Below are 17,501 nucleotides of genomic sequence, written 5' to 3' on the forward strand. Positions count from 1 at the left end.
CCACCCCGGGGGGTGACGGCCCGCTCGCGTCGGCCCGGCCGCCATGGCGGCCGGGCGTCGGATCACTCGGCGATCCTCTGGGCGGCCTCGCCGCCCGCAGGCTCGAAGCCCGCGGCCTTCGCCTCGTCGACGGTGGCGAACCAGACCTCGGCGGTCGTCTGGTCGTACCAGCGCGAGCCGGGCACGTGGTACTTCTTCGAGCTGGCGTTGCCCTTGATGGACGCGCCCTCGGGGGCGGAGCCGTCCTCCTTGGTGGGCTGCGCGGCCGGGATCTCGGCGGCGGCCTCGCGGGACTCCTCCACCGTGACGTCCTCGGTGGCGGCCGGGTCCACGGCCTCGACCGGGGTCGACTCCTGGACCGGAGCGGTCTGCTGCGCCGGGGCGGACGCGGCAGCGCGCTCGGCCTCGGCCACGACGGCCTGGCGGCCGGAGACCGGCTCCATCACGAGCTCGATGACGGCCATGGGGGCGTTGTCGCCCTGACGGTTGCCGATCTTGGTGATGCGCGTGTAGCCGCCGTTGCGCTGGGCCATGGCCGGGGCGATCACGGTGAACAGCTCGTGCACGATCGACTTGTTCGTGCGCGACTTCGCCGCGATGATGCCCTGCACCTTGCGGCGCGCGGGCAGGTCGCCCTTCTTGGCGATGGTGATCAGGCGCTCGGCGTGCGGGCGCAGCCGCTTGGCGCGGGTGAGCGTCGTGGTGATCGACTTGTGCTCGAACAGCTGGGCGGACATGTTCGCCAGCATGATGCGCTCGTGGGCCGGGCTGCCGCCCAGGCGCGGACCCTTGGTGGGGGTGGGCATGGTGTTACTCCTCGGGTGGGACCCGGCGCCGTTCCCGGCGCGGGGTCGAAGATGTCAGGGGTGCGGTGCGGCTCAGAAGTCCGAGAACGGGTCGTCGTCCTGGTGAGCGTGCGCCTGGGGGTCGAAGCCGGCCGGCGAGTCCTTGAGGGACAGGCCGAGCTCGTACAGCTTCTCCTTGACCTCGTCGATGGACTTCGCACCGAAGTTGCGGATGTCCATCAGGTCGGCCTCCGAGCGGGCCATGAGCTCACCCACGGTGTGGATGCCCTCGCGCTTGAGGCAGTTGTACGAGCGCACGGTCAGTTCGAGGTCCTCGATCGGCTGGGCGAGGTCGGCCGACGACTCCGCCTGCGCGGGCTCGTCGCCCAGGTCGATGCCCTCGGCGTCCTCGTTGAGCGCACGCGCCAGGCCGAACAGCTCGACGAGCGTCGAGCCGGCGGAGGCCACCGCGTCACGCGGCACCATGGACTCCTTGGTCTCGACGTCGAGGATCAGGCGGTCGAAGTCGGTGCGCTGCTCCACGCGGGTCGCCTCGACCTTGAAGGTCACCTTCAGCACCGGCGAGTAGATGGAGTCGACCGGGATGCGGCCGATCTCCTGATCCGCGGACTTGTTCTGAGCGGCGGTCACGTAGCCGCGGCCGCGCTCGATGGTCAGCTCAATGTCGAACTTGCCCTTCGCGTTCAGCGTGGCGATGTGCAGGTCCGGGTTGTGGATCTCGACGCCGGCCGGGGCGGTGATGTCAGCGGCCGTGACGACGCCGGCGCCCTGCTTGCGCAGGTACGCGACCACGGGCTCGTCGTTCTCCGAGGAGACGGAGAGCTTCTTGATGTTGAGGATGATCTCGGTGACATCCTCCTTCACGCCGTTGACGGTGCTGAACTCGTGGAGCACGCCGTCCACGCGGATGCTGGTCACGGAGGCCCCGGGGATCGAGGACAGCAGGGTGCGGCGCAGGGAGTTGCCGAGGGTGTAGCCGAAGCCGGGCTCGAGGGGCTCGATGACGAACCGGGAGCGGCGGTCGGAGACGACCTCTTCGGTCAGCGTGGGGCGCTGTGCAATGAGCACGGACATTTCCTTTCGGCGAGCGTCCGCCATATGACGCACGCGGTGGGTGGAAACGAGGACGGGGGTGGGATCAGGTCGACGACCTGTCCGCATCCGCCCCACGCGGGGCGGATGCGGACACAGCGCTCAGATCAGACGCGGCGGCGCTTCGCGGGGCGAGCGCCGTTGTGGGCCTGCGGGGTGACGTCCTGGATGGACCCCACCTCGAGGCCGGCGGCCTGGAGGGAGCGGATGGCGGTCTCGCGGCCCGAGCCCGGGCCCTTCACGAAGACGTCCACCTTCTTCATGCCGTGCTCCTGCGCACGCTTGGCGGCCTGCTCGGCGGCCATCTGCGCGGCGTACGGGGTCGACTTGCGCGAGCCCTTGAAGCCCACCTCGCCGGACGAGGCCCAGGAGATGACGGCGCCCGTCGTGTCCGTGATCGACACGATGGTGTTGTTGAACGTGCTCTTGATGTGGGCCTGGCCCACGGTGATGTTCTTCTTGTCCTTGCGACGCGGCTTGCGGACCGCAGAACGGGTCTTGGGGGGCATGGGGTTCTCCTTGCGGGAAAGCTGCTGGTGAGAGTGCTGGCGTCGCGGATCCCACGGACGAGGCCGGGTTCACCGCGGACGGCAGGTCACTTCTTCTTGCCGGCGACCGTCTTCTTCGGGCCCTTGCGGGTGCGGGCGTTGGTCTTCGTGCGCTGGCCGCGCACCGGCAGGCCGCGACGGTGGCGCAGGCCCTCGTAGGAGCCGATCTCCACCTTGCGGCGGATGTCGGCGGCCACCTCGCGGCGGAGGTCGCCCTCCACCTTGTAGCTGCCCTCGATGTGGTCGCGCAGCTGCACCAGCTGCTCGTCGGAGAGGTCCTTCACGCGGATGTCCCGGTCGATCCCGGTGGCCGCGAGGGTCTCCTCAGCGCGGGTCTTGCCCACACCGTAGATGTACGTGAGTGCGATGATCACGCGCTTCTCGCGCGGAATGTCAACGCCTGCAAGACGAGCCATGGGCCGTCCTCCTGATTCCTTCTGCAGCAGGGGTCTGCACCAGGGACGTCCCGAACGACGTGGGCCTCACGGCCCCGCGGCCCCGGTCCGCGGCGCCGGGGAAGTTCCGGCGTGGTCCGCGGCGGGTGTCCGCCGTCCTCGGTCTCCGGCCCCTGCGGCCGGAGGTCTCGGCCGCCCCGTGGGGCGACCGCTGTCCCTGCTGTTCGGCCGTCATGGCCGGATGATGGTGTGGTCAACGCGCGGCGTCGCTCCCCCGTGGCGGGGAAGGCGATCAGCCCTGGCGCTGCTTGTGGCGCGGGTTCGAGCAGATCACCAGCACGCGGCCCTTACGGCGCACGACCTGGCACTTGTCACAAATCCGCTTCACACTCGGCTGAACCTTCACGGCTCCTCCTCCTGCGTTCGCTTGGACGGGGATTCTTACTTGTAGCGGTAGACGATGCGACCCCGGTTGAGGTCGTAGGGGCTAAGCTCCACCACCACGCGGTCCTCGGGGAGGATGCGGATGTAGTGCTGACGCATCTTTCCGGAGATCGTGGCGAGCACGACGTGCTCGTTCTGCAGACGGACTCGGAACATCGCGTTCGGCAACGCCTCCGAGACCGTGCCCTCGACCTCGATGACACCTTCCTTCTTAGCCATGTCCTCCACAATCGTCATGCCGCACGGCGCACACGGGGCGGCCGCACGACGGGAACGGGGTCGACCGCACCGGGACACCCGGAGGGCAGTGGGCACGGTCAACGTTCAATGCTACCTCATTCGGTCCGGTCGGGCCAGCCCGGCGACGCCGCGGCCACCGTGCGAAGGGGGTGTCACTCCCCCGGGGGGACCGGGACGACGCCGTGCCGGGCCAGCTCGGCGGCGCCGCCATCCGGCGCGGAGAGGACCCAGACGCCGCCGGCGTGCCGGCACACCGTGTGCTCCCACTGGCTGGCGCGGGCGCCGTCGGTGGTCACCACGGTCCACTCGTCCTCGAGGATGCGCGTCTCGATGCCGCCGCGCACGAGCATCGGCTCGATCGCCAGGGCGAGGCCCGATCGGACCTTCGGGCCCTGATGGCCGGTGCGGTAGTTGAAGACGTCGGGCGGCAGGTGCATCGCGGAGCCGATCCCGTGGCCCACGTAGTCCTCGAGGATGCCCAGCGGAGCCCCCGCCTGCTCGGTGACGAAGTCGTCGATCGCGTCGCCGATCTCACCGACGTGCTTCGCCGAGGCGAAGGCCGCGACGCCGACCCACAGGGCGGCCCGCGTGATCTCGGAGAGGCGCTCGTCCTCCCGGTCCGCGGTGCCGGCGTCGGAAGAGCCGAGGATGACCGTGCGCGCCGAGTCGGAGTGCCAGCCGTCGACGACCGCGCCGCCGTCGATCTTGAGCACGTCGCCCTGCTGCAGGACCCGGTCCCCCGGGATCCCGTGGACGACCTCGTCGTTCACGGAGGCGCAGATGGACGCCGGGAAGCCGTGGTAGCCGAGGAAGTTCGAGGTGGCACCGTGCTCGGCGAGGACGTCGGCGAAGACCGCGTCCACCTCCGCGGTGGTGACGCCCGGCGCCGCGGCGGCGACCGCGGCGTCCAGTGCCGAGGACAGGACCACCCCCGCACGCTGCATGCTCTGCAGCTGGGGGGTGGTCTTCAGCTCCAGGGAGCGGCGGCCGACCACGCGGTCAGGCCCACTGGCCCGGGGTGATGACCGGCATGGTCCCGGTGGCCACGCGCACCGAGTACACGGCCTGCAGGACGCGTTCGGTCACGTCGTCGATCTGACCCGTGCCGTCCACGCGCGCCACGATGCCGCGGTCGGCGTACGACTCGATGACCGACTCGGTCTCCCGGTGGTAGAGGTCGAGGCGGTGCTGGATGACCTCCTCCGTGTCATCGGCACGGCCCTCGATCTCGGCACGCTTGAGGAGGCGCTGCACCAGCTCGGCGTCCTGCACCTCGAGCTCCACGACGGCGGACAGCGCCAGGCCCGCCTCACTCAGCATGGCGTCGAGGGCCTCGACCTGACCCGCGGTGCGCGGGTAGCCGTCGAGGAGGAAGCCGCTCGCGGCGTCCGCCTGGGCGAGGCGGTCGGCCACCATGCGATTGGTCAACGCGTCCGGCACGAAGTCGCCGGCGTCCATGTAGCGCTTGGCCTCCCGGCCCAGCTCCGTCATGTTCTTGACGTTGTGGCGGAAGATGTCGCCGGTGGAGATCGGCACGATCCCCAGCTTGTCGGCGATCCGGGTGGCCTGGGTGCCCTTGCCGGAGCCGGGGGGTCCCATGAGCAGCATGCGGGTCATCGTGTGGTCCTCACTGTCGGGGTGGACGGGCGGGGCGGCGCTCAGCGCAGCAGGCCCTCGTAGTGGCGCTGCTCCATCTGGGCGCTGATCTGCTTCACCGTCTGCAGGCCCACACCGACCATGATGAGGATCGAGGTGCCTCCGAACGGGAAGTTCTGGTTCGCGCCGATCACCACGAAGGCGATCAGCGGGATCATGGCCACGATACCCAGGTAGAGGGCACCCGGGAGCGTGATGCGGCTGATGACGTACTGCAGGTAGCGCTCGGTGGGCCGTCCGGCGCGCACCCCGGGGATGAAGCCGCCGTAGCGCTTCATGTTGTCCGAGATCTCCTGCGGGTTGAACGTGATGGACACGTAGAAGTAGGTGAAGCCGATGATCATCAGCAGGTACAGGGCCATGTAGACCGGGTGGTCCCCGCCCTGGAAGTAGGTGCTCAGGAAGCTCACCCACGCCGGCGGCGCCGAGCCGTCCTGAGGGGTGTTGAACTGGATCAGGATGCCCGGGAGCATCAGCACCGAGGACGCGAAGATCACCGGGATCACGTTGGCCATGTTGACCTTGATCGGGATGAACGTGGTGGATCCGCCGACCGTCCGGGTCCCGATCTGACGCTTCGCGTACTGCACGGGGATGCGGCGCTGCGACTCCTCCACGAACACGATCGCGAGCATCGTCAGGAGGCCCACGAGCATGACGATCGCGAACACGCGCCAGCCCTGGGTCTGGAGCACCTGGGCGATGCCCGACGGGAAGGACGCGGCGATCGAGGCGAAGATCAGCAGAGAGATGCCGTTGCCCACGCCGTGCTCCGTGATCCGCTCGCCCAGCCACATCACGATCACACAGCCGGTCACGAGCACCAGGACGACCAGGAGCACCGACAGGATGGACCCGTCCCGCAGCAGCGGCAGCTGGCAGTTCAGCAGGGCGCCCGTGCGGGCGAGCGAGGCCATCGTGGTCCCCTGCAGGACGGCGAGGGCGATGGTGAGGTAGCGGGTGTACTGCGTGAGCGTGGCCTGGCCCTGCGGGCCCTCCTGATGGAGCTGCTCGAACCGGGGGATCACCACGCGCAGGAGCTGCACGATGATCGAGGCGGTGATGTACGGCATGATGCCCAGCGCGAAGACCGACACCTGCAGCAGCGCGCCGCCGGAGAACATGTTCACGAACGAGTACAGGCCGCCCGAAGTGGACCCGGCGGCGAGGCACGTCTGCACCGCGGCGTAGTCGACTCCCGGGGAGGGGACGAACGCGCCCAGCCGGTAGACGGCCACCAGCCCGAGCGTGAAGAGGATCTTCCGCAGCAGGTCGGGCGTCCGGAGGATCCGGGCGATGGCCTTGAACACGTGTCCTCCTGCAGGGTGTGGTTGCTGGACTGCTCCCCCGCGCACGGAGGAGGAGGGCCGACGTCCCTGCGACGAGGGGCCGGCCCGTCGTGCGAGTCTACACACAGCACGAAGGCCCCCGGCCGGGCGAATGCCCGGGCCGGGGGCCCTGTTGAGTGCTGGTCAGACGATCAGACGGTCTCCGTCGAGCCGCCCGCGGCCTGGATCTTCTCCACTGCCGAGGCGGAGAAGGCGTGCGCCCTCACCTGCACCGCGGAGGTGATCTCGCCGGTGCCGAGGACCTTCACGGGCTGGCCCTTGCGGACCAGGCCCTTGGCCACGAGCGCGTCCACGGACACCTCGCCGCCCTCGGGGAACTGCGCCGAGAGCTTGTCCAGGTTGACGACCTGGTACTCGGTGCGGAACGGGTTCTTGAAGCCGCGCAGCTTGGGCAGGCGCATGTGCAGGGGCAGCTGGCCGCCCTCGAAGCCCGCGCGGACCTGGTAGCGGGCCTGGGTGCCCTTGGTGCCGCGACCGGCGGTCTTGCCCTTGGAGGCCTCGCCACGACCCACACGGGTCTTGGCGGTCTTGGCTCCCGGGGCCGGACGCAGGTCGTGGACCTTGATGGCGTCGTTGTCAGCCATTGTTGACCTCCTCCACGGACACCAGGTGCGGCACGGTGTTGACCATGCCCACGGTCACCGCGTCGGCCGTGCGGGTGACCGAGTGGCCGATCCGCTTGAGGCCGAGCGAGCGCAGGGTGTCGCGATGGTTCTGCTTGGAGCCCGTGACGCCGCGGGTCTGGGTGATCACCAGGGTGGCGTCCGAGGGCTGGATGTTCTTGCGGGTGGGCTCAGCCATGATCAGGCACCTGCCTTCTGCGCGCTCTTCTGGGCACGATCGTTCTCCATGGTGCGCAGCATCGCATGGGGGGCGATCTCGTCGAGGGCCTTGCCACGGCGGGCGGCCACGGCCTGGGGCTCCTCGAGACGCTTGAGGGCGTCCACGGTGCCGCGCACGATGTTGATCGCGTTCACGGAGCCCATGGACTTCGACAGCACGTCGTGGATGCCCGCGCACTCGAGGACGGCACGCACCGGACCGCCGGCGATCACGCCGGTGCCCGGGGATGCCGGACGCAGCAGGACGACGCCGGCGGCGTCCTCACCCTGCACGAGGTGCGGGATGGTGGAGCCGACGCGCGGCACGCGGAAGAAGGACTTCTTGGCCTCCTCCACGGCCTTCTGGATCGCGGCGGGCACCTCCTTGGCCTTCCCGTAGCCGACACCGACGGTGCCGTCGCCGTCACCCACCACCACGAGGGCGGTGAAGGAGAACCGACGACCGCCCTTGACGACCTTGGACACGCGGTTGATCGCCACGACGCGCTCGAGGAACTGGTCCTTCTCCTCGTCCTGCGCGCCTCGCCGGTTGCGGTCGTCACGGCGGCCGCCACGGCGGTCGCCGTCACGGCCACCGCGGCCGCCGTCACGGCCGCCGCGGCCGCCCGCGCTGCGCTCGGTGGACTGGCCGGCCGAGCCCGCGGAGGTCTCGGACACGGTGGTCTCGGTGGTCTCGCTCACCTGGGTGTCCTTCTCGTTGTTGGTCTCGGTCACAGCTTCAGCCCTCCCTCTCGGGCGCCGTCGGCCACCGCGGCCACACGGCCGTGGTACTTGTTGCCGCCGCGGTCGAACACGACGGCCTCGATGCCGGCGGACTTCGCGCGCTCGGCGACGAGCTCGCCCACCCGCTTGGCCTTGGCGGTCTTGTCGCCCTCCAGGCCGCGCACGTCCGCCTCCATGGTGGAGGCGTACGCCAGGGTGCGGCCCTGGGTGTCGTCGACGACCTGCACGAACATGTGGCGCGCGGAGCGGTTGACGACGAGACGGGGACGGACGGTGGTGCCGGAGATCCGCTTGCGCACCCGGAGGTGGCGGCGGGTGCGGGCGTTGAACTTGCCCTTGCCCTTCACCTTCAGAGTAGACATCACTTACCTGCCTTTCCGGCCTTGCGGCGGATCTGCTCGCCCGCGTAGCGCACGCCCTTGCCCTTGTACGGGTCGGGCTTGCGCAGCTTGCGGATGTTGGCGGCGGTCTCGCCGACCTTCTGCTTGTCGATCCCGGAGACGGTCACCTTGTTGCCCTCGACGGCGAAGGTGATGCCCTCCGGGCACGTGACGGGGACCGGGTGGGAGTAGCCCAGGGCGAACTCGAGGTCCTGGCCCTTGGCCTGCACGCGGTAGCCGGTGCCGACGACCTCGAGGGCCTTGGAGAAGCCCTCGGTGACACCCAGCACCATGTTGTTGATCAGGGACCGGGAGAGGCCGTGCAGGGAGCGGGACTCACGCTCGTCGTCGGGGCGGGCCACGATGACCTGCCCGTCCTCGAAGGTGGCCGTGATGGGCGCGGCCAGCGTGTGCTCCAGCTGGCCCTTGGGGCCCTTCACGGAGATGCGGGCGCCGTCGATGGTCACATCGACGCCGCTGGGAACGGTGATCGGGAGACGTCCGATTCGCGACATGTCAGTTCAGCCTTTCTTCTGTCTCGTCCGTCACCAGACGTAGGCGAGGACTTCTCCGCCCACGCCCTTCTGGGACGCCTGACGGTCCGTGAGCAGACCGGAGGAGGTGGACAGGATGGCGATGCCGAGGCCGCCCAGCACGTGGGGCAGGTTCGTGGACTTCGCGTACACGCGCAGACCCGGCTTGGAGATGCGGCGCAGGCCGGCGATCGCACGCTCACGCTGCGGGCCGAACTTGAGGTCGATGGTCAGCGTCTTGCCGACCTCGGCGGCCTCCTCGCGCCAGTCCTGGATGTAGCCCTCGGACTTCAGGATCTCCGCGAGGCGGACCTTCAGCTTGGAGGACGGCATGGACACGGTGTCGTGGTAGGCCGAATTGGCGTTGCGCAGACGGGTCAGCATGTCTGCGACGGGATCGGTCATGGTCATGTGGGCTTCCGCCCTTTCTCGCCGTGGTTTCCCGCACCGGTTCACCGGTGGGGGACCTGCGGCGTGGAGGTCTTACTTGTCGGTCTTGAACGGGAAGCCCAGCGCCTTCAGCAGCGCGCGGCCCTCGTCGTCGTTCTTGGCGGTGGTCACCACGGTGATGTCCATGCCGCGCACGCGATCGATCTTGTCCTGGTCGATCTCGTGGAACACGGTCTGCTCGGACAGGCCGAAGGTGTAGTTGCCGTTGCCGTCGAACTGCCGGTCGGACAGGCCGCGGAAGTCACGGATGCGCGGCAGCGCGAGCGTGACCAGACGGTCCAGGAACTCCCACATGCGGTCGCCACGGAGGGTGGCGTGGGTGCCGATCGGCATGCCCTCGCGCAGCTTGAACTGCGCGATGGACTTGCGGGCCTTGGTGACCATCGGCTTCTGGCCGGTGATCGCGGTCAGGTCCGCCACGGCGCCGTCGATGATCTTCGAGTCCTTGGCGGCCTCGCCGACACCCATGTTGACGACGACCTTCACGAGACCCGGAACCTGCATGACGTTCCCGTACTGGAACTGCTCCTGCAGGGACGCGCGGATCTCCTCGCGGTACTTGTCCTTCAGACGGGGCGTGACCTTCTCGGTCTGCTGCACCTCGGTCATCACAGCTCCTTCCCCGAGGCCTTGGCGAAGCGCACCTTGACGGTGGTCTGCTCGCCGTTCTTCTCGACGGTCTCGAAGCGGTAGCCCACACGGGTCGGCTTCTTGGTCTCGGGGTCCACCACGGCCACGTTCGAGATGTGGATCGGGGCCTCGGAGACCTGCAGGCCGCCCTCGGTGGAGCCGTTGTTGTTCTGGCCGGCACGCAGGTGACGGGTCACACGGTTCACGCCCTCGACGAGCACGCGCTCGTCGGCCGGGAACACGCGCAGGACCTTGCCCTGCTTGCCCTTGTCCTTGCCGGAGATGACCTGCACCAGGTCATCCTTCTTGATCTTGGCCATGGGTCAGATCACCTCCGGAGCGAGCGACACGATCTTCATGAACCGCTTGTCGCGCAGCTCACGGCCCACGGGGCCGAAGATGCGCGTGCCGCGGGGCTCGCCCTCGTTCTTGAGGATGACGGCCGCGTTCTCGTCGAAGCGGATGTACGAGCCGTCGGGACGGCGGGACTGCTTGCGGGTGCGGACCACCACGGCCTTGACGACGTCGCCCTTCTTGACGTTGCCGCCGGGGATGGCGTCCTTGACGGTGGCGACGATGGTGTCGCCGATGCCTGCGTAACGGCGTCCGGAACCACCGAGAACACGGATGGTCAGGATCTCCTTCGCACCGGTGTTGTCGGCGACCTTGAGCCGCGACTCCTGCTGGATCACTTGTATCTCCTTGCGTCGCGCCGGTTCTCACCCCTGATGGGCGAGCCTTGCGGAACGGTTGAAACGGTCATCCCGGGGACGCTTACCCCTCCCCCATCGTGCGCTCCCCCGCTCGGGCTCGCCGTGCCCCGCATGTTCAGACAGCGGGAGGCTCGCGCGGCGGATGCGCGCACAGGGCAGGGCCGAGGCGGATCCGGGACGGTCGTGCGTCTCCCCTCGGCACGCAGGATGGATGGTCCTGCCAACAAAGGGCGCACGAATACACAATGGTAGCCGAAAAGGCCGCCCCGTGCCAGTGCACGGGACGGCCTCCGGTGGACCCGGGTCAGACCCGGGGCCGACTCACTTGGCGCGCTCGACGATCTCGACGAGGCGGAAGTGCTTGTCCGCGGACAGCGGACGGGTCTCGACGATGCGCACGCGGTCGCCCACGCCGGCGGTGTTCTCCTCGTCGTGCGCCTTGACGCGCTTCGAGGTCTTCAGCACCTTGCCGTAGAGCGAGTGCTTCTTGCGGTCCTCGACCTCGACGACGATGGTCTTGTCCATCTTGTCGGAGACGACGACGCCGCGCAGCGCCTTGCGGTAGTTGCGCCCCTCGAGGGGAGCGGCGGTCTGCTCGGTCACTTGGCAGCCTCCTCATTCTTCTCGGCGTCGGCCGCCTCGACATCCCCACGGATGCCGAGCTCGCGCTCGCGCAGGATCGTGTAGATGCGCGCGATGTCGCGCTTGACGGCCTTCAGCCGGCTGGAGTCCTCCAGCTGGCCGGTGGCGGCCTGGAAGCGCAGGTTGAACAGCTCCTCCTTGGAGGACTTCAGGGCCTCCAGCAGGCGGGCGTTGTCCATCCCGTCCAGGGACTCGACGTTCAGATCCTTGGTACCGATGGCCATGGGATCACTCACCACCCTCTCGACGGATGACTCGGGCCTTGAGCGGCAGCTTGTGGATGGCCAGACGCAGCGCCTCGCGGGCGACCTCGTCGGACACGCCGGAGAGCTCGAAGAGCACACGGCCCGGCTTGACGTTGGCGACCCACCACTCGGTCGAGCCCTTGCCGGAGCCCATGCGGGTCTCGGCGGGCTTCTTGGTGAGCGGGCGGTCCGGGTAGATGTTGATCCAGACCTTGCCGCCACGCTTGATGTAGCGGGTCATGGCGATACGCGCGGCCTCGATCTGACGGTTGGTCACATAGGCCGGCGTGAGCGCCTGGATGCCCCACTCGCCGAAGGTGACGGTGGTGCCGCCCTTGGCCATGCCGGAGCGCTTCGGGTGGTGCTGCTTGCGGTGCTTGACGCGACGGGGGATCAGCATCAGGCGTTGCCTCCTTCGGCGAGAGCGGCGGCCGAGGTCTCGGCGCCGGCGCCGGCGTTCTCCTGGCGGGGAGCGCGCTCGGCACGGTCATTGCGACGACGGCGCTCGCCGCCGGCGCCCGGGCCGCGACGCTCGCCGCCACGGCCACGGCCGGAGGGCTGCGCGGCCTCCTTGGCCGCGAGCTCCTTGGCGGTGAGGTCGCCCTTGTAGATCCAGACCTTCACGCCGATGCGGCCGTAGGTGGTCTTCGCCTCGAACTTGCCGAAGTCGATGTTCGCACGGAGAGTGTGCAGCGGCACGCGCCCCTCGCGGTAGAACTCCGACCGGCTCATCTCGGCGCCGCCCAGCCGGCCGGCGCACTGGATGCGGATGCCCTGGGCACCGGCCCGCATGGCGGACTGGATGGCCTTCTTCATGGCACGGCGGAAAGCGACGCGCGAGGCGAGCTGCTCGGCCACGCCCTGCGCCACCAGCTGGGCGTCGGTCTCGGGGTTCTTGACCTCGAGGATGTTCAGCTGGATCTGCTTGCCGGTGAGCTTCTCGAGCTCGCCGCGGATGCGGTCGGCCTCCGCGCCGCGGCGGCCGATCACGATGCCGGGGCGGGCGGTGTGGATGTCCACCCGCACACGGTCACGGGTGCGCTCGATCTCGACCTTGGAGATGCCGGCGCGCTCCATGCCGTCGGTCATCAGCTCGCGGATCTTGACGTCCTCCTTGAGGAAGTCGGCGTAGCGCTGACCCTCCTTGTGGGAGTCGGCGAACCAGTGCGAGACGTGATCGGTCGTGATGCCGAGGCGGAACCCGTTGGGGTTGATCTTCTGACCCATTGTCAGTTCCCACCCTTCTCGTCCTTGGACGCGACGACCACGGTCACGTGGCTCGTGCGCTTGTTGATGCGGTATGCGCGGCCCTGAGCACGGGGCTGGAACCGCTTCATGGTCGGGCCCTCGTCCACGAAGGCCTCGGTGATGTACAGGGCGTCCTCGTCGAAGGCCTGGCCCTCGCGGTCGGCCTTGACACGCGCGTTCGCCACCGCGGAGGCCACCAGCTTGTAGACCGGCTCCGAAGCACCCTGCTGGGCGAACTTCAGGATGGCCAGAGCTTCGGTGGCCTGCTTGCCACGGACCAGGTCGACGACGCGCCGGGCCTTCATCGGCGTCACGCGCAGGTGGCGCGCAATTGCCTTGGCTTCCATTGCTTCTCTCTTTCGATTCTCTCGAAGGTCAAGCGTGCTGTGCCGTCAGGCTCAGCGACGCTTGCCCTTCTTGTCGTCCTTCACGTGGCCGCGGAACGTCCGGGTGGGGGCGAACTCGCCGAGCTTGTGGCCCACCATGGCCTCCGTGACGAAGACCGGGACGTGCTTGCGCCCGTCGTGGACGGCGATGGTGTGACCCAGCATGTCCGGGATGATCATCGACCGGCGGGACCAGGTCTTGATGACGTTCTTGCTGCCCTTCTCGTTCTCGGCCAGGACCTTGAGGTAAAGGTGCTGGTCGACGAAGGGGCCCTTCTTCAGGCTGCGAGGCATGTCTTCTCAGCTCCCTTATCGCTTGTTCTTGCCGGAGCGGCGGCGACGCACGATGAGCTTGTCGCTTTCCTTGTTCGGGCGGCGGGTGCGGCCCTCGGGCTTGCCGTTGGGGTTGACCGGGTGACGGCCGCCGGAGGTCTTGCCCTCACCGCCGCCGTGCGGGTGGTCGGCGGGGTTCATCACGACACCGCGAACGGTCGGGCGCACGCCCTTCCAGCGCATGCGGCCGGCCTTGCCCCAGTTGATGTTCGACTGCTCGGCGTTGCCGACCTCGCCGATCGTGGCGCGGCAGCGCACGTCGACGTTGCGGATCTCGCCGGAGGGCAGACGCAGCTGGGCGTACTTGCCCTCACGGGCGACCAGCTGGATGGAGGCGCCGGCCGAGCGGGCCATCTTGGCGCCGCCGCCCGGGCGCAGCTCCACGGCGTGGATCGTGGTGCCCACGGGGATGTTGCGCAGCGGCAGGTTGTTGCCGGGCTTGATGTCGGCGTTGGGGCCGGCCTCGACGACGTCACCCTGGCTCAGCCGGGCCGGGGCCAGGATGTAGCGCTTGGCGCCGTCCGCGTAGTGCAGCAGCGCGATGCGGGCGGTGCGGTTGGGGTCGTACTCGATGTGCGCGACCGTGGCGGGCACGCCGTCCTTGTCGTGACGACGGAAGTCGATCAGACGGTACTGGCGCTTGTGGCCGCCACCCTTGTGACGGGTGGTGATGCGGCCGGTGTTGTTGCGGCCGCCGGTCTTGTGCAGCGGGCGGAGAAGGGACTTCTCCGGCGTGGACCGGGTGATCTCTGCGAAGTCGGCCACGGACGAGCCGCGCAGGCCCGGGGTGGTCGGCTTGTACTTACGGATAGCCATGTGTGTCTTCCTCGATTAAGTGGTCTCCGCTGCGCCTCAGGAGGCGAGCGGACCTCCGAAGATGTCGATGGTCGCGCCGTCCTTCAACGAGACGATCGCACGCTTGGTGGCCTTGCGGGAGCCCCACCCGAAGCGGGTGCGGCGGCGCTTGCCGGGACGGTTGAGCGTGTTCACCGAGGCGACTGACACGTCGAAGATGCGCTCGACGGCCTGCTTGATCTCGGTCTTGTTCGAGCGCGGGTCGACGAGGAAGGTGTACTTGCCCTCATCGATCAGTCCGTAGCTCTTCTCCGACACGACGGGAGCGATGATCACGTCGCGGGGGTCCTTGTTGATGGAGCCGCTCACTGGGCATCCTCCTTCTTGGCACCGGAGGCCTGCGCCACGTACGCGTCGTAGGCGACCTTGGTGAACACGACGTCATCGGAGACGAGCACGTCGTAGGTGTTCAGCTGGTCGGCGTACAGCGTGTGGACCGCCGGAAGGTTGCGGGCGGACAGGGCGGTGAGGTCGTCGGCGCGGTCGATCACCAGCAGCACGTTGCGGCGGCCGGTGCTCAGCGACTCGAGACCCGCCTTGGCGGCCTTCGTGGACGGCGTGGGGCCGGACACGAGCGCCTCGACGATGTGGACGCGGCCGTTGCGGGCGCGGTCCGAGAGGGCACCGCGGAGTGCGGCGGCCTTCATCTTCTTGGGGGTGCGCTGGGCGTAGTCCCGCGGCGTCGGGCCGTGGACGATGCCGCCACCGGTCATGTGCGGGGCGCGGATCGAGCCCTGGCGGGCGCGGCCGGTGCCCTTCTGCTTGAACGGCTTGCGGCCGGCGCCGGAGACCTCGCCGCGGCGCTTGGTCTTGTGCGTGCCCTGGCGGGCGGCGGCCAGCTGGGCCACCACGACCTGGTGCATGAGCGGCACGTTGGCCTGCACGTCGAAGATCTCGGCGGGCAGCTCGACCTGCACGGTCTTCACGGAGTTCTCAGCCATGGTCTCAGGCTCCCTTCACGGCGCTGCGGACGAGCACGACCTGGCCCTTGGAGCCGGGCACCGCGCCCTTGATCAGCAGGAGGTTGTTCTCCACGTCGACGCCGTGGAGGGTCAGGTTCATGGTGGTCTGGCGGACCGCACCCATGCGGCCCGGCATGCGCTGGCCCTTGAACACGCGGCCCGGGGTGGACGCGCCGCCCACGGAGCCCGGCTTGCGGTGGTTCTTGTGCGCGCCGTGCGAGGCGCCCACTCCGGAGAAGCCGTGACGCTTCATGGCGCCGGCGAAGCCCTTGCCCTTGGTGGTGCCCACGACGTCGACCTTCTGGCCGGCCTCGAAGAGCTCGACGGTCAGGTCCTGGCCGAGCGAGTACTCGGCGGCGTCGGCGGTGCGCAGTTCCACCAGGTGGCGGCGGGGGGTCACGCCGGCCTTCTCGAAGTGACCGGCCAGCGGCTTGGTCACGCGGCGCGGGTCGATCTGGCCGTAGGCGATCTGGACGGCGGTGTAGCCGTCGGTCTCCTCGGAGCGCAGCTGGGTGACGACGTTGGCGTCGGCCTGGACCACGGTGACGGGGATGAGCTTGTTGTCCTCATCCCACACCTGGGTCATGCCGAGCTTCGTGCCCAGCAGGCCCTTCACGTTCAGGTTGTTGGTCATAGTCTCTCAGCACCTCCCTCTCAGAGCTTGATCTCGATGTTGACGTCCGCGGGAAGGTCGAGACGCATGAGCGAGTCGACGGCCTTGGGCGTCGGGTCGATGATGTCGATGAGCCGCTTGTGGGTGCGCATCTCGAAATGCTCGCGGCTGTCCTTGTACTTGTGGGGAGAACGGATCACGCAGTACACGTTCTTCTCCGTCGGCAGCGGCACGGGGCCCACCACCGTTGCGCCTGCACGCGTGACCGTGTCAACGATCTTGCGGGCCGAGACGTCGATGACCTCGTGGTCGTACGACTTCAGCCGGATGCGGATCTTCTGTCCCGCCATGGCGTCACGCCTCTCTCGTCGGGTGTGCTGTTCTACGTCCCTGTTCGGCCACCCCTCGGGGGCGGCCATGTTGTTCCCACCCGCGCGGGGCGAATCCGGCCATGCCGGGTTCCTCGCCACCGCCGGCCTCCGGTCCACGCGGTCGGGCGTGTCGCTCTGGTGCAGAGCGTCCGCGCGAGGGCGAGTCGGAGGGGACTGTCACATCTGGGCCACGCAGCCGCCTCGAGACTGGAGGGCGGCAGCGCATCGGCGCTTGAGCAACCGAATCAGTATGACAGAGATCGGGGCGCACGGCCAGCCGGGACCCGTGATCCCGGCCACCGCTCCCCCGCGCTCAGAACCACTCGGTGGGCGGGCCCGCCTGCAGGAGCAGCACGAAGACGACGGCCACGAGGGCCAGCACCGCCAGCACGGACACCACGGGGCGCGCCAGCACGACGCGCAGCAGCTGCTCGAGCGGCCCGCGCGCCGTGCCCGGCTCGGCGTGCAGGCGCCAGTGGCCGGGCAGCAGGCCGCGCCGATCGAGCCCGCGCTCCACGGGGATCGTGGCGTACGGCACTACGGCGGAGGCCACCGCGGCGATCCCGCGGCCGGCGGGCCAGCGGGCGTCGATCCAGACGGCGAACGACACGGCCACATAGCAGAGGAAGACGAAGCCGTGGACGCCGCCGGCCACGGGCATGAGGGCCTCGGTCACGCCGGTGTACTTCAGGGCCATGGCCGCGAGCAGAAGCGTCCAGGTGACGGCCTCGGCGAGGGCCGTGGCACGGAACAGGGAGCGGGGTGCGGGCGGGGTCACCGGTCGAGGCCGTTCCGGTGGGCGCGGCGGATCCGGCGGGCCCGGTCGATCTCCGGGCGGAAGGTGCGGAAGGCCCAGAGGCCGACGGCCACGAGGGCGCCGAGCACCACGAGCACGATGAGGAAGTCCATGGACCCAGCCTAGGTGTTGTGGGTCATGAGGTTCTTGGCACGAGGCCCGGGCTGAGATGAGACGAGCGGGCCCCGCCCGGCAGGATGGAAGTTCCTCAACAACCCATCCGCTGGAAAGAGCCCGCTCATGACCCAC

Annotated in this window: 31 protein-coding genes; all 31 read right to left on the reverse strand. The window is 69.0% G+C overall.

What is annotated here, in order from left to right; all coding sequences use genetic code 11:
- Positions 1-62: 62 nt before the first annotated feature.
- Positions 63-806: a 50S ribosomal protein L17, sunset domain variant gene (rplQ, locus tag MA879_RS10610; RefSeq protein WP_248126183.1), complete on the reverse strand. Its 744-nt coding sequence runs from the start codon at positions 804-806 to the stop codon at positions 63-65.
- A 72-nt stretch (positions 807-878) separates the two neighbouring features.
- A complete protein-coding gene (locus MA879_RS10615; protein WP_248126186.1) occupies positions 879-1,874 on the reverse strand; it encodes a DNA-directed RNA polymerase subunit alpha in 996 nt (331 codons plus the stop codon).
- A gap of 131 nt (positions 1,875-2,005) precedes the next feature.
- Positions 2,006-2,407, reverse strand: a complete 402-nt coding sequence (rpsK, locus tag MA879_RS10620) for a 30S ribosomal protein S11 (protein ID WP_135028737.1) — start codon at positions 2,405-2,407, stop codon at positions 2,006-2,008.
- Positions 2,408-2,493: 86 nt separating this feature from the next.
- Positions 2,494-2,862 (reverse strand): 30S ribosomal protein S13, encoded by a 369-nt coding sequence (gene rpsM / locus MA879_RS10625; protein WP_248126188.1) that lies wholly within the window; start codon positions 2,860-2,862, stop codon positions 2,494-2,496.
- A gap of 271 nt (positions 2,863-3,133) precedes the next feature.
- Positions 3,134-3,247 (reverse strand): 50S ribosomal protein L36, encoded by a 114-nt coding sequence (rpmJ, locus tag MA879_RS10630; protein WP_002857509.1) that lies wholly within the window; start codon positions 3,245-3,247, stop codon positions 3,134-3,136.
- A gap of 35 nt (positions 3,248-3,282) precedes the next feature.
- Positions 3,283-3,504, reverse strand: a complete 222-nt coding sequence (gene infA, locus MA879_RS10635) for a translation initiation factor IF-1 (protein WP_010080397.1) — start codon at positions 3,502-3,504, stop codon at positions 3,283-3,285.
- A 173-nt stretch (positions 3,505-3,677) separates the two neighbouring features.
- Positions 3,678-4,520: a type I methionyl aminopeptidase gene (gene map, locus MA879_RS10640; RefSeq protein WP_248126190.1), complete on the reverse strand. Its 843-nt coding sequence runs from the start codon at positions 4,518-4,520 to the stop codon at positions 3,678-3,680.
- A gap of 4 nt (positions 4,521-4,524) precedes the next feature.
- Entirely contained in the window at positions 4,525-5,142 is a 618-nt protein-coding gene (locus MA879_RS10645; RefSeq protein ID WP_248126193.1) for an adenylate kinase, read from the reverse strand.
- 41 nt (positions 5,143-5,183) lie between these two features.
- Positions 5,184-6,491: a preprotein translocase subunit SecY gene (gene secY / locus MA879_RS10650; RefSeq protein ID WP_248126197.1), complete on the reverse strand. Its 1,308-nt coding sequence runs from the start codon at positions 6,489-6,491 to the stop codon at positions 5,184-5,186.
- Between the two features lie 170 nt (positions 6,492-6,661).
- Positions 6,662-7,114 carry a 50S ribosomal protein L15 gene (gene rplO / locus MA879_RS10655; RefSeq protein ID WP_248126200.1) on the reverse strand — a complete coding sequence of 151 codons (453 nt, stop codon included), beginning with the start codon at positions 7,112-7,114 and terminating at the stop codon, positions 6,662-6,664.
- Positions 7,107-7,331, reverse strand: coding sequence for a 50S ribosomal protein L30 (rpmD, locus tag MA879_RS10660; RefSeq protein ID WP_135028751.1), 225 nt, complete (start codon positions 7,329-7,331; stop codon positions 7,107-7,109). Before rpmD ends, rplO begins: the two co-directional genes overlap by 8 nt.
- A gap of 2 nt (positions 7,332-7,333) precedes the next feature.
- Positions 7,334-8,086 (reverse strand): 30S ribosomal protein S5, encoded by a 753-nt coding sequence (gene rpsE / locus MA879_RS10665; RefSeq protein WP_248126203.1) that lies wholly within the window; start codon positions 8,084-8,086, stop codon positions 7,334-7,336.
- Positions 8,083-8,457: a 50S ribosomal protein L18 gene (gene rplR, locus MA879_RS10670; protein WP_248126206.1), complete on the reverse strand. Its 375-nt coding sequence runs from the start codon at positions 8,455-8,457 to the stop codon at positions 8,083-8,085. Before rplR ends, rpsE begins: the two co-directional genes overlap by 4 nt.
- The gene (rplF, locus tag MA879_RS10675; RefSeq protein ID WP_248126209.1) at positions 8,457-8,990 is read right to left on the reverse strand and encodes a 50S ribosomal protein L6; all 534 of its coding nucleotides are present in this window, start codon (positions 8,988-8,990) and stop codon (positions 8,457-8,459) included. Before rplF ends, rplR begins: the two co-directional genes overlap by 1 nt.
- A 30-nt stretch (positions 8,991-9,020) precedes the next feature.
- The gene (gene rpsH, locus MA879_RS10680) at positions 9,021-9,419 is read right to left on the reverse strand and encodes a 30S ribosomal protein S8 (RefSeq protein ID WP_248126212.1); all 399 of its coding nucleotides are present in this window, start codon (positions 9,417-9,419) and stop codon (positions 9,021-9,023) included.
- A gap of 72 nt (positions 9,420-9,491) precedes the next feature.
- Complete coding sequence (gene rplE, locus MA879_RS10685; protein WP_248126215.1) at positions 9,492-10,067, reverse strand: 50S ribosomal protein L5; 576 nt, start codon at positions 10,065-10,067, stop codon at positions 9,492-9,494.
- Positions 10,067-10,408, reverse strand: a complete 342-nt coding sequence (gene rplX / locus MA879_RS10690) for a 50S ribosomal protein L24 (RefSeq protein ID WP_248126220.1) — start codon at positions 10,406-10,408, stop codon at positions 10,067-10,069. The genes rplE and rplX overlap by 1 nt, the downstream gene beginning before the upstream one ends.
- A 3-nt stretch (positions 10,409-10,411) precedes the next feature.
- Positions 10,412-10,780 carry a 50S ribosomal protein L14 gene (gene rplN, locus MA879_RS10695; RefSeq protein ID WP_135028765.1) on the reverse strand — a complete coding sequence of 123 codons (369 nt, stop codon included), beginning with the start codon at positions 10,778-10,780 and terminating at the stop codon, positions 10,412-10,414.
- Positions 10,781-11,122: 342 nt separating this feature from the next.
- A complete protein-coding gene (gene rpsQ / locus MA879_RS10700) occupies positions 11,123-11,404 on the reverse strand; it encodes a 30S ribosomal protein S17 (protein ID WP_295018063.1) in 282 nt (93 codons plus the stop codon).
- Positions 11,401-11,667, reverse strand: coding sequence for a 50S ribosomal protein L29 (gene rpmC, locus MA879_RS10705; protein ID WP_248126223.1), 267 nt, complete (start codon positions 11,665-11,667; stop codon positions 11,401-11,403). The genes rpsQ and rpmC overlap by 4 nt, the downstream gene beginning before the upstream one ends.
- 4 nt (positions 11,668-11,671) lie before the next feature.
- Positions 11,672-12,088: a 50S ribosomal protein L16 gene (gene rplP / locus MA879_RS10710; RefSeq protein WP_135028772.1), complete on the reverse strand. Its 417-nt coding sequence runs from the start codon at positions 12,086-12,088 to the stop codon at positions 11,672-11,674.
- A complete protein-coding gene (gene rpsC, locus MA879_RS10715; RefSeq protein ID WP_248126226.1) occupies positions 12,088-12,915 on the reverse strand; it encodes a 30S ribosomal protein S3 in 828 nt (275 codons plus the stop codon). Before rpsC ends, rplP begins: the two co-directional genes overlap by 1 nt.
- Before the next feature lie 2 nt (positions 12,916-12,917).
- Positions 12,918-13,283, reverse strand: a complete 366-nt coding sequence (rplV, locus tag MA879_RS10720; protein ID WP_017487837.1) for a 50S ribosomal protein L22 — start codon at positions 13,281-13,283, stop codon at positions 12,918-12,920.
- A gap of 51 nt (positions 13,284-13,334) precedes the next feature.
- Positions 13,335-13,616 carry a 30S ribosomal protein S19 gene (rpsS, locus tag MA879_RS10725; RefSeq protein ID WP_248126229.1) on the reverse strand — a complete coding sequence of 94 codons (282 nt, stop codon included), beginning with the start codon at positions 13,614-13,616 and terminating at the stop codon, positions 13,335-13,337.
- Between the two features lie 15 nt (positions 13,617-13,631).
- Positions 13,632-14,471 carry a 50S ribosomal protein L2 gene (gene rplB, locus MA879_RS10730; RefSeq protein WP_248126232.1) on the reverse strand — a complete coding sequence of 280 codons (840 nt, stop codon included), beginning with the start codon at positions 14,469-14,471 and terminating at the stop codon, positions 13,632-13,634.
- 36 nt (positions 14,472-14,507) lie between these two features.
- Positions 14,508-14,819 carry a 50S ribosomal protein L23 gene (gene rplW / locus MA879_RS10735; protein ID WP_135028782.1) on the reverse strand — a complete coding sequence of 104 codons (312 nt, stop codon included), beginning with the start codon at positions 14,817-14,819 and terminating at the stop codon, positions 14,508-14,510.
- On the reverse strand, positions 14,816-15,451 hold the full coding sequence (gene rplD / locus MA879_RS10740; RefSeq protein ID WP_248126235.1) for a 50S ribosomal protein L4: 636 nt from the start codon (positions 15,449-15,451) through the stop codon (positions 14,816-14,818). The genes rplW and rplD overlap by 4 nt, the downstream gene beginning before the upstream one ends.
- A gap of 4 nt (positions 15,452-15,455) precedes the next feature.
- On the reverse strand, positions 15,456-16,106 hold the full coding sequence (gene rplC / locus MA879_RS10745; RefSeq protein ID WP_135028785.1) for a 50S ribosomal protein L3: 651 nt from the start codon (positions 16,104-16,106) through the stop codon (positions 15,456-15,458).
- 20 nt (positions 16,107-16,126) lie between these two features.
- Complete coding sequence (gene rpsJ / locus MA879_RS10750; protein WP_002857463.1) at positions 16,127-16,435, reverse strand: 30S ribosomal protein S10; 309 nt, start codon at positions 16,433-16,435, stop codon at positions 16,127-16,129.
- A 334-nt stretch (positions 16,436-16,769) separates the two neighbouring features.
- Positions 16,770-17,234, reverse strand: a complete 465-nt coding sequence (locus tag MA879_RS10755) for a DUF3817 domain-containing protein (RefSeq protein ID WP_248126238.1) — start codon at positions 17,232-17,234, stop codon at positions 16,770-16,772.
- On the reverse strand, positions 17,231-17,365 hold the full coding sequence (locus tag MA879_RS12455; protein ID WP_282447840.1) for a hypothetical protein: 135 nt from the start codon (positions 17,363-17,365) through the stop codon (positions 17,231-17,233). Before MA879_RS12455 ends, MA879_RS10755 begins: the two co-directional genes overlap by 4 nt.
- Between the last annotated feature and the right edge of the window lie 136 nt (positions 17,366-17,501).

Origin of the sequence: Micrococcus lacusdianchii (genome assembly GCF_023155805.1) — a bacterium.
GTDB lineage: Bacteria > Actinomycetota > Actinomycetes > Actinomycetales > Micrococcaceae > Micrococcus > Micrococcus lacusdianchii.

Bases quoted from the DNA above. Each gene is read 5' to 3' on its own strand.
- rpsC (WP_248126226.1), bottom strand. From the start codon at position 12,915: ATGGGTCAGAAGATCAACCCCAACGGGTTCCGCCTCGGCATCACGACC.
- rplP (WP_135028772.1), bottom strand. From the start codon at position 12,088: ATGCTGATCCCCCGTCGCGTCAAGCACCGCAAGCAGCACCACCCGAAG.
- rplF (WP_248126209.1), bottom strand. From the start codon at position 8,990: ATGTCGCGAATCGGACGTCTCCCGATCACCGTTCCCAGCGGCGTCGAT.
- rplV (WP_017487837.1), bottom strand. From the start codon at position 13,283: ATGGAAGCCAAGGCAATTGCGCGCCACCTGCGCGTGACGCCGATGAAG.
- rplD (WP_248126235.1), bottom strand. From the start codon at position 15,451: ATGGCTGAGAACTCCGTGAAGACCGTGCAGGTCGAGCTGCCCGCCGAG.
- rpmC (WP_248126223.1), bottom strand. From the start codon at position 11,667: ATGGCCATCGGTACCAAGGATCTGAACGTCGAGTCCCTGGACGGGATG.
- rplC (WP_135028785.1), bottom strand. From the start codon at position 16,106: ATGACCAACAACCTGAACGTGAAGGGCCTGCTGGGCACGAAGCTCGGC.
- rpsH (WP_248126212.1), bottom strand. From the start codon at position 9,419: ATGACCATGACCGATCCCGTCGCAGACATGCTGACCCGTCTGCGCAAC.
- rpmD (WP_135028751.1), bottom strand. From the start codon at position 7,331: ATGGCTGAGCCCACCCGCAAGAACATCCAGCCCTCGGACGCCACCCTG.
- rplB (WP_248126232.1), bottom strand. From the start codon at position 14,471: ATGGCTATCCGTAAGTACAAGCCGACCACCCCGGGCCTGCGCGGCTCG.
- rpsS (WP_248126229.1), bottom strand. From the start codon at position 13,616: ATGCCTCGCAGCCTGAAGAAGGGCCCCTTCGTCGACCAGCACCTTTAC.
- MA879_RS12455 (WP_282447840.1), bottom strand. From the start codon at position 17,365: ATGGACTTCCTCATCGTGCTCGTGGTGCTCGGCGCCCTCGTGGCCGTC.
- rplX (WP_248126220.1), bottom strand. From the start codon at position 10,408: ATGGCCAAGATCAAGAAGGATGACCTGGTGCAGGTCATCTCCGGCAAG.
- rplO (WP_248126200.1), bottom strand. From the start codon at position 7,114: ATGGCTGACAACGACGCCATCAAGGTCCACGACCTGCGTCCGGCCCCG.
- rplE (WP_248126215.1), bottom strand. From the start codon at position 10,067: ATGACCGAGGTGCAGCAGACCGAGAAGGTCACGCCCCGTCTGAAGGAC.
- infA (WP_010080397.1), bottom strand. From the start codon at position 3,504: ATGGCTAAGAAGGAAGGTGTCATCGAGGTCGAGGGCACGGTCTCGGAG.
- rplQ (WP_248126183.1), bottom strand. From the start codon at position 806: ATGCCCACCCCCACCAAGGGTCCGCGCCTGGGCGGCAGCCCGGCCCAC.
- rpsM (WP_248126188.1), bottom strand. From the start codon at position 2,862: ATGGCTCGTCTTGCAGGCGTTGACATTCCGCGCGAGAAGCGCGTGATC.
- rpsJ (WP_002857463.1), bottom strand. From the start codon at position 16,435: ATGGCGGGACAGAAGATCCGCATCCGGCTGAAGTCGTACGACCACGAG.
- MA879_RS10645 (WP_248126193.1), bottom strand. From the start codon at position 5,142: ATGACCCGCATGCTGCTCATGGGACCCCCCGGCTCCGGCAAGGGCACC.
- rplR (WP_248126206.1), bottom strand. From the start codon at position 8,457: ATGTCTACTCTGAAGGTGAAGGGCAAGGGCAAGTTCAACGCCCGCACC.
- rpsK (WP_135028737.1), bottom strand. From the start codon at position 2,407: ATGCCCCCCAAGACCCGTTCTGCGGTCCGCAAGCCGCGTCGCAAGGAC.